Genomic DNA, 15,474 nt, shown 5'->3' on the forward strand with positions numbered 1-15,474 from the left:
TTGCGAAATCGACGTCTAAAAGGAAATAAATAAAAATAAACTTATAGGTTGATTTATGAAAATTTGTAATATCTTTGCGTTGGTTCCGTATAGTCTTTTTGTCGTTCAGTACAAGTCGGAGGAGACTCATGAATTTGGGAGATTACTCGCCTGCTGGAACGATGCAGTTTTTCTGGAAGATTTTTTTGAAAAGCACCAGGATGACTTAGCCGCTTTTTGGCCGGAGATCACTTTGGAAGAAGCTGTGATCAGGACGAGGAATGAGGCGAGGGTCTTGGAAAGTCGGTTGCTGGCAGTGGCTAGAAAGGGTAGGCATAGCCAGTTTGAAAACCTTTCAACCATGTTCAAGCCTTTGCATAATTACACATATTCGGTTTCTGAATTTGAGAAAAGTAAGGCAACGGGAGGTCAGGCGAAGAGCTGGTTGAGAATTTATGCGGTCCGCATTGACGTGAACCTTTTTATCATTTCTGGCGGAGCTATTAAGCTTTCAAGAACAATGAATGAGCGGGCTCATTTGCTGGCTGAGCTCAGGAAAATGGAGGTAGTGTGTGATTATCTGAGAACGGATCGGGAAGATGAATTTGGCATATTTGAATTATTTTAACATAAACAATATGAGCATCCAGAAAATGAAGGAAAAAATTGTCGGAGCGGCAATTATTGATACGGAATGGCAGGAGGCCGCGGCTTTTCGCGAGGCAAATGCAGCGTGGCTGGACGTTTCGTTCAGGATCGGTCTGGCGATTCTTCGCACGTTGCGTGAGCGCAAAATGAGCCAGAAGGATTTGGCGGGGAAAATGAAATGTTCGCCTCAGTATGTAAACAAAATTGTAAAGGGATCAGAGAATATGACCCTGGAAACGCTCTGCAAGCTCGAAAAAATTCTTGATATCAAGCTGATCGATGTATTGCCTGCAAAGGCGGCTCACGTTGCCTGATCCGATTTGAAGTGTAATATGTAATGTGCCCTTCGGCGTACTGCAAATCCAGCACGCCGAAGGGCACAAACGCTACTTCACAATCTTGATACTCTTTCCATTCATTAAAATGGTGTAAAGACCGTTAGGGAAGCTCTTCATACTGATTTCCAGCTTCGTTGCTGAGGTTTTAGTAGCATGCAACCGGACTCCGGCGGCGTTGATGATTTCTACATCACCGAGCGGGAATGCGGATTGAACTGTTATAAAATCAGTAACCGGATTCGGGTATGCCCTGATCGTTTCGGTACCATCGATCTTCACCGGCAGGATGCGGGTATAGTCAAATGCGCCGTCGGCATCTACCTGCTTTAATCTGTAATAGTACGTTCCCGGCATTAAAAACTCGTCTTCATATTGGTATGCAACATTTGTCTTCGAATATCCTGCCGCATTCACAGATTTAATTTTGGTAAATACCATTGCATCGTCGCTCCGTTCCACTTCGAAGTGGGAAGTATTCATTTCTGTCGCAGTGGCCCATTGCAACTGCACGCGACCCGCTTCATTCGTTTTTGCCGTAAATGTTTTCCAGGTCACAGGCAGCGCTGATCCTGATACATATAATTGTGGTGAAAAAATGGTGTTACGGTTGGCATCAATCACTTTCAACTTAAAGGTACCCGGTCCGACTGTCCATTGCTGGGAAGTGTTCTGAACCTGATTGCAGTCAATTCCCAACCAGTTGTATTGCCCTCCGGATCCGATAGACGGGCCTGTGAAAGTAATTTGTGAGCCGCCGGATGAATAAGCCGCCGAAACCGCCGGTGGTGCCATGGCTGAATAGGGTTCCGACTGGGTAAGGAATTCCGGCGTAACCTTATCTGCCCAAAAACCTGCCAGCGAGATCAATCCGGAATATACATTTCCATCAGGAGACTGCGTGACGCCGTCTCCGCGGAAATGTATCTGATCGCCACGATAGTTTATATCAAAATAAGGATCCGTTTCCGGGCCCTGATATACGTGGGGATAAGATGCGTTGTTGTTGATCAATTCGTTTTGTGCATTCACAACATTGGCAGAAACGCGCGTTGCGCCTGCGACTGTAAACCGGGAAGCCCTGGCAACCAGCCAAGCAAGGTCACTTTTACCGGTAAGCGACCGGCTCGCGCCGATCACATCCCACAAATTGGAGATATAGCGATTGAATGTATTGTCGCCGGGCTGCTCAATATAGTTATCGGTTTCGCCCTGATGCCACAAAACCGCACGTACGCCCAGCTGGGCAATGTAATAGTTGAGGGCGATCCTGAGGTGACCAAAGGGCATACCGGCGGGAAATGTGTAACCGAATGCGCTCGTCGGCGTCGCATTAGGGTCGATCGACTGCTGCCAGTTTTCCACTCCCGTGCTCGACCAGCCAGCATTGAATATCATGACCGGCACGCGGAACTTCTCATAGATCTTGTCACCAAACGATCCCCAGCACCAGGCATAATTCCCAAAAGGCGCTGTTTTTACACCGGCATCCAGATGCACAAACTCGGGACAGGGGAGTTCCAGCGTAGGGTAGGGGGAAATAGTACCGCCATTGATATTCTGATAGTTGACGCTATTAACCTGGTCATTTTTAGCGCCCGGACCATTTGGGTTGTCATCGCCACCTGTGGCATTAGACTGGCCGGCCACGACAAATACCTCACCGACGCCCACGTGCTGAACAGCCACCGCAACAGGGTCGGTGCCTGTACGGATCCCGCGGACTTCCAGCCGGTACCAGCCGCCTTTTACCGGCATTGATCCGTAGAACTGCGCCGCTTCAATCGTATTATCGATGATTTGCCAGGCATCGCCGCCGGGTGCAGCTTCGCCCTCGCTGGCGACCCAGGGTACGAAGCGCGCTTCAATCCGCTCAAATCCTTGCGTCACATATCCGCCGATGTATACGGTGGCGGCATTGTCCTTATTGCGCTGGAATACAGCCCTTTCTGTCGGGAAAGTTACCACAACCTGCGCGATGGCGGAGCAGGGGATTTGTAGTAAGAGGATAGTGATAATTGCGAGTAAATTTTTCTTCATGTACAAATTGTTTAGTTAATTAATGATTTGTTTTAGCACCTAATTGTTCCTGACGGCACATAGTAATACACTGGTCTGGCTGCATTGAAAACCTCCTGACTTCAAATGAATTGTATGAAAATGGGAAGAGAACTTCTGCGAAGATATTAAAGTTGCCAACATATATGTGGTTGCCGCGACCATATTTATTATGCGGAACGCTGGGCGAAAGTTTGTACAATAAAGAATCTCCGAGCGTCATTTCAGGCAATTTCGATTGACAAAATATCCTGAAACATCGCGTTTTCTTGTCCTAGTTCAATGCTTTGCCCCTGCCCGGTAGGGTACATTTGTATCATTAAAACGAAGCAGATCTAAACAAAAAAGAAAATGGAAAATACAATCAACGGCATCCACCACATTACTGCAATTGCTAGCGACGCCAAAAAGAACTATGATTTTTACACCCGCATATTAGGATTGAGGATGGTAAAAAAGACCGTCAATTTCGATGATCCTAACACTTACCATTTTTATTACGGTGACGAAAACGGCACGCCTGGTACCATTCTGACATTTTTTCCTTGGGGCAGTCAAATCCCTGCGGGCAGAAGGGGAACGCGGCAGGTGACCGAAATCGGTTACTCGGTACCTGATGGAAGTCTGGATTTTTGGCTTAAAAGATTTGAAGCAAACGGCGTTACATATAATAAGACCGCTGAGAAATTCGGAGAAGAATATGTGACTTTCCTGGATCGTGACGGTTTGAAATTTGAGTTGACGGTTCCTAAAACACCTGATGTTCGGGCACCATGGGAAACCAGCGAAGTGAAAGCCGAGCATGCAACCCGCGGATTTCACCATATTACGATCACCAGCAACAAAATAGAGGATACCGCCAAAATCCTGACGGATATTTTTGGTTACCGTTTGCTCGAACAACACGTTAACAGATACCGGTTCATCACCGACGCAGTTGAGAATGCGGCGATTGTTGACCTGGTGGAAGCGCCGGGCGAAAGAGCCGGACATGTGGCTGCGGGTTCCGTTCACCACGTGGCATTCCGAGTTGCCAATGATGATATTCTGATGGAATTCCGTAAAAAAGTGTTGGAAGCCGGTCACCAGATCACCGATAAGATTGACAGAAACTATTTCTATTCACTCTACTTCCGTGAACCAGGCGGCGTACTTTTTGAGATTGCCAGCGATAACCCAGGGTTTGCAACGGATGAAACTGTGGAAGAACTGGGATCAGGATTGATGCTGCCCCCGCAATACGAACCAAGAAGGGCGAAAATTGAGGCTATACTTCCAAAACTGACCTAATATGTACACCCATAGTTTGAATATAATCCAGGAAGGAATTCCGCTTGGCGAGGCCAAAAAAGCGATCATATTATTACACGGAAGGGGCGGCTCGGCGCAGGATATTATTTCCCTGCGCAGGAGCCTGAACCTCGACGAAATGGCGATCCTGGCCCCTCAGGCTTCGAGTAACAGCTGGTACCCTTTCAGTTTTATGGCTCCGGTCTTGCAAAACCAGCCGGCCCTGGATTCGGCGCTGAAAACGGTTTCCGACGTTGTGGAGCAGATTGAAAAAAGTGGAATATCGCCCGAGAATATCTTTTTCGCAGGATTTTCGCAGGGAGCATGTCTGACTCTGGAATATGTAGCGCGCAATGCAAAAAGGTACGGTGGGGTAATTGCTTTCACCGGCGGACTGATCGGTGAAACGCTGGACGAGCGTAATTACAGCGGGGATTTCGCGAATACACCTGTATTCATTTCTACCGGTGATCCTGATCCGCACGTACCCGTTTCGAGGGTGAAGGAAAGTATCGCTATCCTGGAACGGATGAATGCATTTGTTACATTCAACATTTATCCCGGGCGGCCGCACACAATCCTTCCCGGAGAGATCAAGCTGGCCAACCAACATATTCTGGCTTAAACAGCATTTCTTCATTTACCCCGTTTTCGCAACCCGGTTTTCGTAACCCGGTTTTCGCAACTCGGCCTTTTGATTAAGGGCCGGGTTTTTTACTTTTGGGACAATACCTCAACTGAAAATGCACCCGCCTGCCTGGCAATAAATGAACAGCATGTTTGAACGGATCAACAACTATGCATTGCGGTGCATGCACTTTTCCAGCCACGATTTAGATTTTTTTGATTCTTTACTTCAACACAAAAAATTTAACAAAAAAACCTTCCTGCTGCTGGAAGGAGAGGTTTGCCAGTTTGAAGCTTATATTTTGAAAGGCTGTATCCGGACTTACTATATCGACAGTGCCGGCTCGGAAGTGACGCTCCAATTCGCGATTGAGGACTGGTGGGTGAGTGATATTACCAGCTTCCAGAACCAGACGCCGAGCCACATGTATATTGAAACGCTCGAAGACTGCGAAGTACTGCTGCTTACCCCAGAGGATAAAGAAAAGCTGCTGACCAATATCCCTGGCTTTGAAAGGATGTTCAGATTAATGGTACAGCGGAATCTCGCGCAAACGCAAGAGAGATTGTTCCGTACCATTTCAACCAGCGCGGTGGAGAAATACCTCGACTTTCTTAACCGTTACCCTACCATTCCCCAACGTGTAGCCCAGCATTATATCGCCTCATATCTCGGATTTTCGCCCGAATTCCTGAGTAAGGTCAGGAAGAAGCTAAGTGCAAATTAAATTTTTATCAGACAGGAATCCGGGCGCTGTATATACGGCGCAAAAAGCTCCACAAATTTGCTGGAACAACCCTGATAACGCCCTTCCAGGCAATTGGAATAGTTATTTCAGAATGCATTTCAGAACCAATCATGAAATTGTCATGGCACAAAATTCAGAAATTGTAGAGGTACTGAACGATTTGATTCTTATCAATAACGACCGTATTGAAGGTTATAAAAAAGCATCGGAAGAAACTAATTCTTCTGACTCTGACCTCAAATCGCTGTTTAGTAACCTTTCCGAACATAGTGCAGAACATGTACGTGAGTTGTCTTCGGAGGTAACTTCTCTGGGCGGCGAACCGGCGACCGGCACAATGGTATCTGGTAAAATATACCGCGCATGGATGGATGTAAAATCCGTATTCACCAGCGAAAACAGATTGACTGCGCTTGAAAATTCAGAGTTTGGAGAAGATGCAGCTCAGAAAGCATACGAAACTGCATTAAAATCTGACGCGCTCACTCCTGATCTGCGTTCATTGATAACCAAGCAAAAAGCCACACTAAAATCGGGTCACGATACTGTAAAGAGATTGCGTGACATGGAAAAAGTGCATTAACATTATATCTTCATCATCAGACAAGAAAACAGCCGGCTTACGTCGGCTGTTTTCTTTTTATGTGGTTCTACCGGTTCAGGATTATCTCTTTTGCTCAGCCGGCACTTTATCATCGTGTTTGCTTCTGGTAGAGTCACTATTCAGATTAGATTGGTTTGATGGAAAGCCCAGCGAGTCATCCTGATTATCTTCGCCTATTCCCATTGCTTTTCTGCTTTCAGCTCCGCTGCTGTCGTTAGGAGTAGTCTCCGTTGCGCTTCCCGAGCCTTCACTTCCTTCGGTATCGTCATTTTCTTTGCTGCAAGATGCGAAGCAAAGGCACAATGCCAATCCCAATAATGCGCCGGTTGTTCTTAATTTCTTCATGATTTTGGTTGTTAGTTATGCAAATAAGGTTTGTTAAAAAAGGTATTGTAATTTGATTGTTAAAGAGAGGCTGCACCGTCCGCTTTCCCGGAATGAACCGGAAGCTCAGCAAGGATCGCCTGTGCCGCCCTGTCGATTGCCTGCAAAACGATTTCTTCCGCCTCACCTTCGAAAACTTCGCGGATCGCTATGGATTTCTCTTTAAAATAGATGTGCAGAAATATTGTACCCACCGGTTTTTCCTCAGTTTCACTCCCGCCCGGACAGGTAAGCCCGGTAACAGCTAAATGAATATCAGCCGGCATGAAAGTCTGCAACCGCTGCGCAAGCTCCTGGGTAACCTCTGCACTTTCGGGCGTAAATCTTTTGATCATATCCGCCGGTACGTGCAGGATTGTCTGTTTCAATAATGCATCGTAACAAACCAGGCCGCCTTTTAAAACTTTACCTGACTCTTCGCAGAGCGAAAATTCGGAGGCCAGGCGCCCGGCGGTTGCACTTTCGGCAAAAGCAATGCTCAGGCCCCGCTCCGCCAAAGCTTTACTGCATTCGTTTACAATTTGTGAAGGCATATATTTTGACTTGTAAGAGATGAATTAATTAAGTTTAATAAGCAATCCTTCATCGCCACCCATTGCAATAATTCCCGATACGCTCATTCCAACCCGCTCTATCTCAGTACATAATATGACAATTCCCGAGTAGCTGCCAGTGCGTGGCCTGAAATATCCCGGGCGGTGAGTCAGATTCAAAATAATCAGGAAGCGCTCGTCCCCAAACTGCCGGATGTAGGATATCAGTTGCTGGTCCGAATAGACGGGAATGTATGCTCCGATATTCAAAGCTGCATATTGCTTGCGTGCCGCTATCAGTTTGTGGTAAAACGCCAGCATGGAATGCGGATCTTTTTTTTGCATTTCAACATTGACCCTTCCGGAATTATAAGGCAACCGCAGCCAGGGTTTGTGTTGTGAAAATCCACTGTGGATTTCGTTGCTCCACTGCATTGGCGTGCGCGCGGGATCCCGGCTTACATTCAGCTCGGGCATATTCAATCCCTGCGGATCCACAATCTCATCCATTGGAATAGGCACGTCCCGCATTGCAATCTCATCGCCATAATAAATCGTAGGGGTACCCCGCAGTGTAAGCAGCATCATCGCCGCTACCTTCGCTTGCGACCGTCCCACGCGACTCGCGATACGCGGCTTATCATGGTTACCTAATACCCAGTTTGGCCAGCCGTTCAGCGGCAATGCGCCTTCATATTCATCGATGGAAGACGCAATCCTGGCAGCATCCCAAGGTAATGTAAGCAGTTGAAAGTTAAATGGTAAATGTGCCTCTGAGCCTCCCTGGCCGTAATAAGTCACCAATTTATGAATAGGAAGATAGATCTCGCCGATCAGCACGCGCTCCTCATATTCGTCTGTTAGTGCGCGCATCATTCGCACAATTTCGTGTACCTCGGGCTGGTCGGTGGAGTAGGTGGGAATATAATGGTCGTAAATGAGGTCGTCGGCATGGAATGGTGAATCCGGGGCTACGGGATTGTCCCGCAACTGGCTGTCTTTGATCATGTGCCACATTACATCCACGCGAAAACCATCGATTCCTTTATCCAGCCAGAATCGCATCACGTCCAGCATTGCCTGCTGAACCTCCGGGTTCCGCCAGTTCAGGTCAGGTTGTTCTTTCAAAAATGCGTGATAGTAATATTGGTCGGTAGCCTCATCCCATTCCCACGCGTGACCACCGAAAACGCTCAGCCAGTTATTGGGGAGTTCACCGTTTTCGCCGCCGTCGTGCCAGATATACCAGTCACGTTTTGGGTTATTCCGGGAAGATCTGCTTTCCAGAAACCAGGGATGCTGGTCGGAAGTGTGGTTTGGAACCAGATCGAGCAGCACTTTCATGCCGCGGCTGTGGGCCTCTTCCAACAACTCGTCGAAATCCGCCATCGTCCCAAAAAGTGGGTGGACACCGCAGTAATCGGAAATATCATAACCAAAATCCGCCATAGGCGACGTGAAAATCGGTGACAGCCAGATGCAATCGATTCCAAGCCATTTAAGATAGTCCAGCCTGCTGACGATACCTTTCAGATCCCCAACTCCGTCACCGTTCGAATCCTGAAAAGAGCGCGGGTAAATCTGATAAATAACCCCATGCTGCCACCACAGGTATTTTGTCGGAGCAGTCGGTTCTCTCATTGTTTGTTCCAAATTCATGGTTAATCAGTTTGATCAATGATCGGTTGCGTACTCAAAAATCGCGCCTGAGTCGTTTTTTGCGGTTTTTTAGTGATCAAATGAAAGCAAGATGTGCATTTTTACGACTGATTCAAGTTGAGCTGCACACGGATTGTTGCATGGCATGGTTTTTAACTTAGCGAGAACAATCTGGTACATAACTACTATTGAAATGGAAAAAAACGCGATTGGACAGGAAACATCATACTTTGAAGTAGCGGATGCAATATGGGGTCTTACTGACATTTTTGCCAATGTATTTGTTGTAAAAAACGAGTCGGACGGATCGTGGGTATTGATCGACGGCGGTTTAAAGACTGGCTATTCCAAAATCAAGAAAATGGTCGCCAGCCTGTTTGGTGAAGGATCCAGGCCCGCAGCGATACTACTTACCCACGGGCATTTCGATCATATTGGTGCTGTAAAACGCCTGGCTACGGAATGGGAAGTGCCGGTATTTGCGCATTACCTTGAATTACCATATCTGACAGGAAAATCGGCTTATCCGCCAGCTGATCCGTCTGGTGGTGGTGGATTAATGACTTATCTATCAGAGTTTTACCCCAAACAATCCGAAGATCTGACGGGCCTAGTGGAAGCGTTTCCGGGAATAGATGCATCCGTCCCTTTTTTGCCTGATTGGAGTTATATTCATACTCCAGGTCACTCTCCGGGGCATGTAAGTTTTTGGAGGGAAAAAGATAAGGTTCTGATTGCGGGAGATGCTTTTGTGACCACCGCTGCTGAATCGGCCTTTTCAACGTTAACGCAAAGCAAGATCGTTTCGGGACCACCTAAGTATTTCACCTGCGACTGGCTCAGGGCCGAAAGTTCTGTGGAGACACTTGCCTCGTTGATGCCAAATATCGTCGCGGCAGGGCACGGCAAGCCCATGAGTGGACAGGAAATGCAGCAGGACCTGCTCGAACTGGCCTATTATTTCCAGGATCTCGCCGTTCCCAAAAGGGGCAGATATGTGATGTCTCCTGCAATTACAGATAGTTCAGGCGTGGTTTCGCTTCCAAAAGAAGGCTCAAATCCGGTAGAAATGTTTTTGACAATAAGTGCAGTAGCGGCCCTTTCTGCACTCGGTTTGGCGCTCTACGCAAGGTATCGAACGCAAAAAAGCTTGTTTTAACCCTTATCCAGCTGAATGCGGTGACAGATTTCACCGCATTCAGCTTCATCGCCATTATTTAAAAAAATCCGAAGCCGGAAGTTTTTTTGTGACTACGCCATATTTTGTGTATGTGGTCTAATTTTTGCATGTCACTCATGAGCAACGATTAAAGCAATCAACTAAACTGTTCATGGAAAAAAAAGAAATTTACCTGGTCGACGATTCAGCGGATCACAGACTACTGATCCGTACAATATTCAATGAATTTTTACCCAATTACCGTGTGCGCTTTTTTCAGGGAGCAGCTGAGCTTTACCAGTTTATGGTTCTGCAGTCCGCTCCTGAATTTTCCGGCAGCCGTCCCGGCCTGATCATTCTCGATCTAAAAATGCCAAATATCGACGGTTCCGATCTGCTGCGGCTGATCAGAAAGACGCCTGATAACTTCGTTACGAAGTGGTCAACGCTGCCGATTATTATCCTCACAAGCAGTTCATCCGACGAGGACATTCAAAAATGCTACGCCGCAGGAGCAAACTCGTTCATTGTCAAGCCAGTGGAATTTGAAGAACTTCGGTTTCTGATCGAGACCATTTGCCATTACTGGATGGATTACAATACACTTCCCGTGCCTACGCGCAAGGAAAATTCGATCTGAACGACTGGCACCGTCAGATTGGTAGTATTTCCTGGTAGCTTTGTGCGCTGACGCTACCTAATAGTAAGATCGTAGACCGTTCGATAACTGAAAAAGTCGAATTAAAAGATTACGTCCTTTAATTTGACTTAAATCATAATTTTCAAAGTCGTGGAAAACTCCGACCGGGCAATTGGTGCCACCATCATACTGATCTTCATGATCGCTTACTCCGTCTACACGTCTGTCCGCAAACGCCAGCGGGAGGAAAGAAAAAGGAAAGTGCTCAGAGAGGGCATCGAAGCCAGTGCGACCGTACTGAATATTGAACCCACAGGCGAATATCTCAACAATCAACCCGAATTTCAGGTAAAGGTAAAAGTGGAACCCGAGCAGGGAAACGAATTCGTGGCTGAGATGACCGAAGTGTTATCTTATTCTAAATATGAAGTAATACGTGAGGGAAGCAAGGTTCTTGTAAAATACGATCCTGCTTACGATAGAAGAGCGATATTCTTACACCACTCGGAAACCCTTCTTCAATAGGTTGGATAGCAGCTGCTCCAAAGTGTCCGCATCAATCTAATAGCATCGCGGACCGGAAAAGAGGATAGAAGAAGTAAGTGTGTGTATAGATTAAAGTTATAGTGTGTGGTACCCACTTTCATTAAGCCGTTACAAACAAAATAGTTATAGCCTGTTTTCGCAAAGGTTGTTGACTGACTGGTCAAGTTCACTTAACTATCGGTACAAATACTTTAAAATCCGACCTTTTGGTAGCCATAATAGCTATTTTTCCATATCGATTTTTCCAATCACAGCTTCCAGATCAATCCCTTTGCCAAGTACGGGTTTGAACAGATCACCTTCCTGCTGCACGCGCTCCATTGCGTTGTGAATCGTAAAATCCCGCAACTGCAATCCTTCCTTCACTTCGTCCCAATGCAAAGGCATGGACACGGTCGCACCTGGCTTTGGCCTCACGGAATATGGGGCAGCCAGCGTCGCTTTCGGCCGGTTTTGCAGATAATCAATGTACAATTTCCCCTTCCTGTTCTTAGTCATTCTCTCTATACTCGTGAACTTGGGCAGTTCGTGCTGCACTTGCGACGCAACCCAGTTAGCGAACATCTGGCATTGGTCATAGGTATATTTCGCACCAAGGGGAATATAAATATGCAGGCCCGTGGAGCCGGACGTTTTGCAATAGCTTTCCACCTGGATCGAGTCGAGAAGCTGCTTGATAGTTTGAGCAGTCAATATCACTTGCTCAAATGTATTGGTCGTGTCCGGGTCCAGGTCCAGCAGGCACCAGTCAGGATTGTCAGGCGCTTCAATGCGGCTGTTCCACGGATTCACGTCGATACAGCCCAGGTTGATCATGTATAGTAAACTAGCCTCGTTGTTGCTGAGCATAAAGTTTTTCTTCTCATTATCAGCTTCGTACGGGAAAGTCTCAATCCAGGACGGAACCTTGCCGGTCACATCTTTTTGGTAAAAACTTTTTCCTTTAATACCATTCGGAAAACGGTTGAGTGACATCGGCCGGTTTTCCAGATACGGCATCATAACAGGCGCAACCTGATAGTAATAGTTGATCAGCTCGCGTTTTGTGATTTTGTCGTCGGGCCAGAATAGTTTGCTCAGGTTGGAAAATTTCAGGTCCTGCCCATTGAGTTTACGTGTCTGCGTTTCATCTTTTGGGTTAAGAAGTGTTTTGCGTTCCGCCTTGGCGGGTTTCTTAATCACTTCATGATGAGCCTCTTGCTTTTCTGTTTCCCCGATAACTTCCTCAGTCGGTTCTTCTATTTCCCGAATCACATCTTTGGCCGACTTATCTTCCCGCATTCCTTCAAAAGAGGGATGCCGGAAAACACCGTCGGACGTGATTTCAGCAAAACTTACTTCACAAACCAGCTCGGGTTTGAGCCAGGTAGCGTCGGCTTTTGGTGGATTTGGTCTGAACCGTGAAGGCTTATTGTAATCAGGTGTTTCTGCAAAAGGGCTATTTTCGGTAATGAGTGGTTTGAATTGTTCTAACATTTCTTTCTGCTGCTTGTCTTTGAAACCAGTCCCGACCTTACCGACATATTGCAGGTGACCATTTTCGTACGCGCCAAGCAGCAATGAACTGAATAGTTTTGAAGACCCGGCGTTCTGCGTGTAACCGGCAATGATCACTTCCTGCCGCTTGTTAACCTTTATTTTCAACCATTCTTTTGTCCTGATTCCCGGAGAATAGGTACTGTCCGATTTTTTGGCAATAATACCTTCCAACCCCATATTCTGCGCGGCCTCGAAAAACGCAGTGCCTTCGGCAGCAATGCTGTAACCCAGTTTGGCAGGAACATCGTCTGTCACTAAGCTTTGTAAAATGGCTTTTCTTGCTGAAAGTGGAAGCCCCGTCAAATCCTTGCCATCGAGCCAGAGAATATCGAAAACGTAGTAAACAAGCTGCCCGTCGGCCTCACTGCGCCAGTTCTGCAGTGCATTAAAATCCGATTGTCCGTTGTCCTTGATCACTACGATCTCACCGTCCAGAACCGCATTTATTTTCCAATCTTTCAGATCATCATAAACGGGATAGAACTTTTCGTCAAACGATTTTTTGTTCCGCGATTTCAGGTCTATTTCGCCTTTATTCATGTACGCAATTGCGCGGTAACCGTCCCATTTTACTTCATATTCCCAGCCCGGATCGTCGAAAGGCCCGTCGACCAGCGTGGCCAGCATTGGCATTAATGTTTCTGGAAACTTACTTTTCGGAGCGCTTTTCAGGATGTCCGCTGTTTTTTTTTTAGTCTTGCCAGAATCTTTTTCCTCGCTTGTTTCCTCTAAAACCTCATTTGCTTTTGCGGTACTTTTCTTAGCCGGCTTAGCTTTCTTTTCGTCCTTGTTGTCAGCATCTTCCTCTCCATACACGTGCTGGGGCGATTTTTCAATGCCTTCCAGTGTTTTTTTGGATAAAACTGACCTGTCTTTTTCGGTTATATCCGCTTCATCTGCATACTTGTCGCGGTGCTTGATCAGCAGCCAGGAATTTTCCTCCATAGAGGTTTTCACCAACGCGAATTCGCCTTGCAGCTTTTTACCTTTCAGTTTGATCTTGATCGAGCCCGACTTCAATTCTTTCAGGAGCAGCTTCTCCATTTCCTTTTTCGATCCGGCTTTTTCCAGCGGCTCGTAAGTTCCAAAATCCCAGACCATTACAGTGCCGGCTCCATAATTTCCTTTTGGGATGATGCCTTCAAAATCCTTGTAATCGTAGGGATGATCCTCCACCATCATCGCCAGCCGTTTCACCGACGGATCGGTTGACGGGCCTTTCGGTACCGCCCAGCTTTTGAGTACTCCATCCATTTCAAGCCTGAAATCGTAATGAAGCCGGGAAGCGTCGTGCTTCTGGATCACGAAAATCAGCTTTTCAGATTCAGCTTCGCCACCTTTCGGTTCTGGTGTTTTGTCAAACTTTCTCTTTTCATTGTATTTGGAAAGGCTCATGATCTTCAACATTGAGGTTAAAAAGATTCAGGTCATAGCGTCAACAAAGCGTTGCAGCATAGCCGCATTTCTAAAAGCATGCCCGTTGACGTCATTATTATAGAATGCCCAAATATTATGCCCCTGACTTCGCCAATGCACAAACTTTTCGGCATAACCCTGTATCGCGGCTTCGGAATAAGAGGAACTGTATAATGCCTTGGGGCCGTGAAAGCGCACAAAAATATCCTTGGCAGTCACTTCTTCGTGGTACGGAAACTCTTCCGACTCGGCAATTGCAAGCGTCACCCCAAAATCCTTCATCAGTTGAATGCTCTCACCCGAGAACCACGATTCATGCCTGACCTCTATTGCAAACCGGTAGTCTGAATATTTCTGTTTGAGCAATTCAAAAAAGGGAGTAACCAGCTCCTCTTTAAATCTGACGACGGCGGGAAGTTGGATCAGAATCGGTCCGAGATGATCTTTGAAAGGATCAAAAACATCGAAAAACCGGCGTAGAGGCTCTTCCGGATCGTTCAGTTTTTTCAAGTGCGATAGGTAGCGGCTCATTTTCGGGCAAAACAAAAAATGCTCCGGCACCGATTCTACCCACTTCTGAACCGTTTCTCTTTTAGGGATTTTATAGAAACTGTTATTGATCTCCGAAACCTGGAATTGTGTCGAGTAGTAGGACAAATAGTCCTTGGATTTTACCTCGGGCGGATAGAATATTTTAGCCCAGTGCTTGTAGCTCCACCCTGACGTACCAATATGAATGTGAGGTTGTTGTTCCATATTGGCTTCAAATAAATAATCATTCCGTTTTCACGAACATACTAAAATCGTCGGTCAGGAATGGTTTTTGCGTCTCGCCTCTCTGAGCATTAAAAAACCGCTGAATATGGGAGTAATAGATATTTTGGGCGAGCAGGAAGAAACGCTGGGTACTGCCGAGGATCTGCGTGAAGAGATTGTAGTAGAAGTGATGCAGCCGGAACTATCAGGTAGTCTGGTTAAAATCGAGTTCGAAACTTCGGTAGGGCTTTGTAAAGGCTTTTACTATGTAAGTGAAGTCGGACACGAAGAAATCAACCTGGAACCAGATTCTGTTGACATCTTAAAGATGTTATTTCCGACTTGTAATGGCGTTTTTGTTCATCAAAATAACCGCGACTGGGTGGAAATAAGTGTGTCCGAACCGATTCAGGGCATTCCTGAATATAAGATATACAACCGGATCGTATCTCCGGGGGCGATTTAATAACGCTCCAACGCTTTACCACCGCATTCGTCAGGTTCAGCGAAAATTTTCCCTGACCTGGCGATTTTATCGCGTAATTAGTGACT

16 protein-coding genes are annotated in these 15,474 nt (G+C 46.5%); 10 read left to right on the top strand and 6 right to left on the bottom strand.

Annotation, left to right across the window (positions count from 1 at the left end):
- Positions 1–55 precede the first annotated feature (55 nt).
- Positions 56–607, top strand: a complete 552-nt coding sequence (locus tag LZG94_RS08145; RefSeq protein ID WP_233791431.1) for a hypothetical protein — start codon at positions 56–58, stop codon at positions 605–607.
- 10 nt (positions 608–617) lie between these two features.
- On the top strand, positions 618–941 hold the full coding sequence (locus LZG94_RS08150; RefSeq protein ID WP_233791432.1) for a helix-turn-helix transcriptional regulator: 324 nt from the start codon (positions 618–620) through the stop codon (positions 939–941).
- A 72-nt stretch (positions 942–1,013) separates the two neighbouring features.
- Here the strand turns inward: LZG94_RS08150 and LZG94_RS08155 are convergent, their stop codons facing one another.
- The gene (locus tag LZG94_RS08155; RefSeq protein WP_233791433.1) at positions 1,014–3,002 is read right to left on the bottom strand and encodes a T9SS type A sorting domain-containing protein; all 1,989 of its coding nucleotides are present in this window, start codon (positions 3,000–3,002) and stop codon (positions 1,014–1,016) included.
- Between the two features lie 369 nt (positions 3,003–3,371).
- Between LZG94_RS08155 and LZG94_RS08160 the strand changes: the two genes are divergently transcribed.
- The 4 genes from LZG94_RS08160 (at position 3,372) to LZG94_RS08175 (ending at position 6,269) form a co-directional block, all read left to right on the top strand.
- On the top strand, positions 3,372–4,310 hold the full coding sequence (locus tag LZG94_RS08160; RefSeq protein WP_233791434.1) for a ring-cleaving dioxygenase: 939 nt from the start codon (positions 3,372–3,374) through the stop codon (positions 4,308–4,310).
- A gap of 1 nt (position 4,311) precedes the next feature.
- Positions 4,312–4,935, top strand: a complete 624-nt coding sequence (locus LZG94_RS08165; RefSeq protein ID WP_233791435.1) for an alpha/beta hydrolase — start codon at positions 4,312–4,314, stop codon at positions 4,933–4,935.
- Positions 4,936–5,077: 142 nt separating this feature from the next.
- Positions 5,078–5,665, top strand: a complete 588-nt coding sequence (locus LZG94_RS08170; RefSeq protein WP_229254580.1) for a Crp/Fnr family transcriptional regulator — start codon at positions 5,078–5,080, stop codon at positions 5,663–5,665.
- Positions 5,666–5,807: 142 nt separating this feature from the next.
- A complete protein-coding gene (locus LZG94_RS08175) occupies positions 5,808–6,269 on the top strand; it encodes a PA2169 family four-helix-bundle protein (RefSeq protein WP_215232946.1) in 462 nt (153 codons plus the stop codon).
- Positions 6,270–6,350: 81 nt separating this feature from the next.
- Here LZG94_RS08175 and LZG94_RS08180 read toward each other — a convergent pair whose 3' ends face one another.
- Genes LZG94_RS08180 through LZG94_RS08190 form a run of 3 tightly spaced genes read right to left on the bottom strand, consistent with a single transcriptional unit; the run spans position 6,351 to position 8,866 of the window.
- Complete coding sequence (locus LZG94_RS08180) at positions 6,351–6,635, bottom strand: hypothetical protein (RefSeq protein ID WP_233791436.1); 285 nt, start codon at positions 6,633–6,635, stop codon at positions 6,351–6,353.
- A gap of 59 nt (positions 6,636–6,694) precedes the next feature.
- The gene (locus LZG94_RS08185) at positions 6,695–7,207 is read right to left on the bottom strand and encodes a CinA family protein (RefSeq protein ID WP_233791437.1); all 513 of its coding nucleotides are present in this window, start codon (positions 7,205–7,207) and stop codon (positions 6,695–6,697) included.
- Positions 7,208–7,231: 24 nt separating this feature from the next.
- Positions 7,232–8,866, bottom strand: a complete 1,635-nt coding sequence (locus tag LZG94_RS08190; protein ID WP_233791438.1) for an alpha-amylase family glycosyl hydrolase — start codon at positions 8,864–8,866, stop codon at positions 7,232–7,234.
- A gap of 193 nt (positions 8,867–9,059) precedes the next feature.
- Between LZG94_RS08190 and LZG94_RS08195 the strand changes: the two genes are divergently transcribed.
- From LZG94_RS08195 to LZG94_RS08205, 3 genes are all read left to right on the top strand, one after another.
- Entirely contained in the window at positions 9,060–10,025 is a 966-nt protein-coding gene (locus LZG94_RS08195) for an MBL fold metallo-hydrolase (RefSeq protein WP_233791439.1), read from the top strand.
- A 172-nt stretch (positions 10,026–10,197) separates the two neighbouring features.
- Positions 10,198–10,665, top strand: a complete 468-nt coding sequence (locus LZG94_RS08200) for a response regulator (protein WP_215232951.1) — start codon at positions 10,198–10,200, stop codon at positions 10,663–10,665.
- A 150-nt stretch (positions 10,666–10,815) separates the two neighbouring features.
- Complete coding sequence (locus tag LZG94_RS08205) at positions 10,816–11,190, top strand: DUF3592 domain-containing protein (RefSeq protein WP_229254581.1); 375 nt, start codon at positions 10,816–10,818, stop codon at positions 11,188–11,190.
- Positions 11,191–11,433: 243 nt separating this feature from the next.
- On the opposite strand, the gene ligD is transcribed toward LZG94_RS08205, so the two are convergent.
- The gene (gene ligD, locus LZG94_RS08210; protein WP_233791440.1) at positions 11,434–14,157 is read right to left on the bottom strand and encodes a DNA ligase D; all 2,724 of its coding nucleotides are present in this window, start codon (positions 14,155–14,157) and stop codon (positions 11,434–11,436) included.
- 15 nt (positions 14,158–14,172) lie between these two features.
- Positions 14,173–14,922, bottom strand: a complete 750-nt coding sequence (locus LZG94_RS08215; RefSeq protein WP_233791441.1) for a DUF72 domain-containing protein — start codon at positions 14,920–14,922, stop codon at positions 14,173–14,175.
- Positions 14,923–15,028: 106 nt separating this feature from the next.
- Between LZG94_RS08215 and LZG94_RS08220 the strand changes: the two genes are divergently transcribed.
- Positions 15,029–15,388 (top strand): hypothetical protein, encoded by a 360-nt coding sequence (locus tag LZG94_RS08220; RefSeq protein ID WP_233791442.1) that lies wholly within the window; start codon positions 15,029–15,031, stop codon positions 15,386–15,388.
- The last annotated feature ends 86 nt before the right edge of the window (positions 15,389–15,474 follow it).

The organism is Dyadobacter sp. CY343, from assembly GCF_021390335.1.
GTDB lineage: Bacteria > Bacteroidota > Bacteroidia > Cytophagales > Spirosomataceae > Dyadobacter.

Coding starts and splice junctions, on each gene's coding strand:
- LZG94_RS08145 (WP_233791431.1), top strand. CDS start 56: ATGAAAATTTGTAATATCTTTGCGTTGGTTCCGTATAGTCTTTTTGTC.
- LZG94_RS08150 (WP_233791432.1), top strand. CDS start 618: ATGAGCATCCAGAAAATGAAGGAAAAAATTGTCGGAGCGGCAATTATT.
- LZG94_RS08155 (WP_233791433.1), bottom strand. CDS start 3,002: ATGAAGAAAAATTTACTCGCAATTATCACTATCCTCTTACTACAAATC.
- LZG94_RS08160 (WP_233791434.1), top strand. CDS start 3,372: ATGGAAAATACAATCAACGGCATCCACCACATTACTGCAATTGCTAGC.
- LZG94_RS08165 (WP_233791435.1), top strand. CDS start 4,312: ATGTACACCCATAGTTTGAATATAATCCAGGAAGGAATTCCGCTTGGC.
- LZG94_RS08170 (WP_229254580.1), top strand. CDS start 5,078: ATGAACAGCATGTTTGAACGGATCAACAACTATGCATTGCGGTGCATG.
- LZG94_RS08175 (WP_215232946.1), top strand. CDS start 5,808: ATGGCACAAAATTCAGAAATTGTAGAGGTACTGAACGATTTGATTCTT.
- LZG94_RS08180 (WP_233791436.1), bottom strand. CDS start 6,635: ATGAAGAAATTAAGAACAACCGGCGCATTATTGGGATTGGCATTGTGC.
- LZG94_RS08185 (WP_233791437.1), bottom strand. CDS start 7,207: ATGCCTTCACAAATTGTAAACGAATGCAGTAAAGCTTTGGCGGAGCGG.
- LZG94_RS08190 (WP_233791438.1), bottom strand. CDS start 8,866: ATGAATTTGGAACAAACAATGAGAGAACCGACTGCTCCGACAAAATAC.
- LZG94_RS08195 (WP_233791439.1), top strand. CDS start 9,060: ATGGAAAAAAACGCGATTGGACAGGAAACATCATACTTTGAAGTAGCG.
- LZG94_RS08200 (WP_215232951.1), top strand. CDS start 10,198: ATGGAAAAAAAAGAAATTTACCTGGTCGACGATTCAGCGGATCACAGA.
- ligD (WP_233791440.1), bottom strand. CDS start 14,157: ATGTTGAAGATCATGAGCCTTTCCAAATACAATGAAAAGAGAAAGTTT.
- LZG94_RS08215 (WP_233791441.1), bottom strand. CDS start 14,922: ATGGAACAACAACCTCACATTCATATTGGTACGTCAGGGTGGAGCTAC.
- LZG94_RS08220 (WP_233791442.1), top strand. CDS start 15,029: ATGGGAGTAATAGATATTTTGGGCGAGCAGGAAGAAACGCTGGGTACT.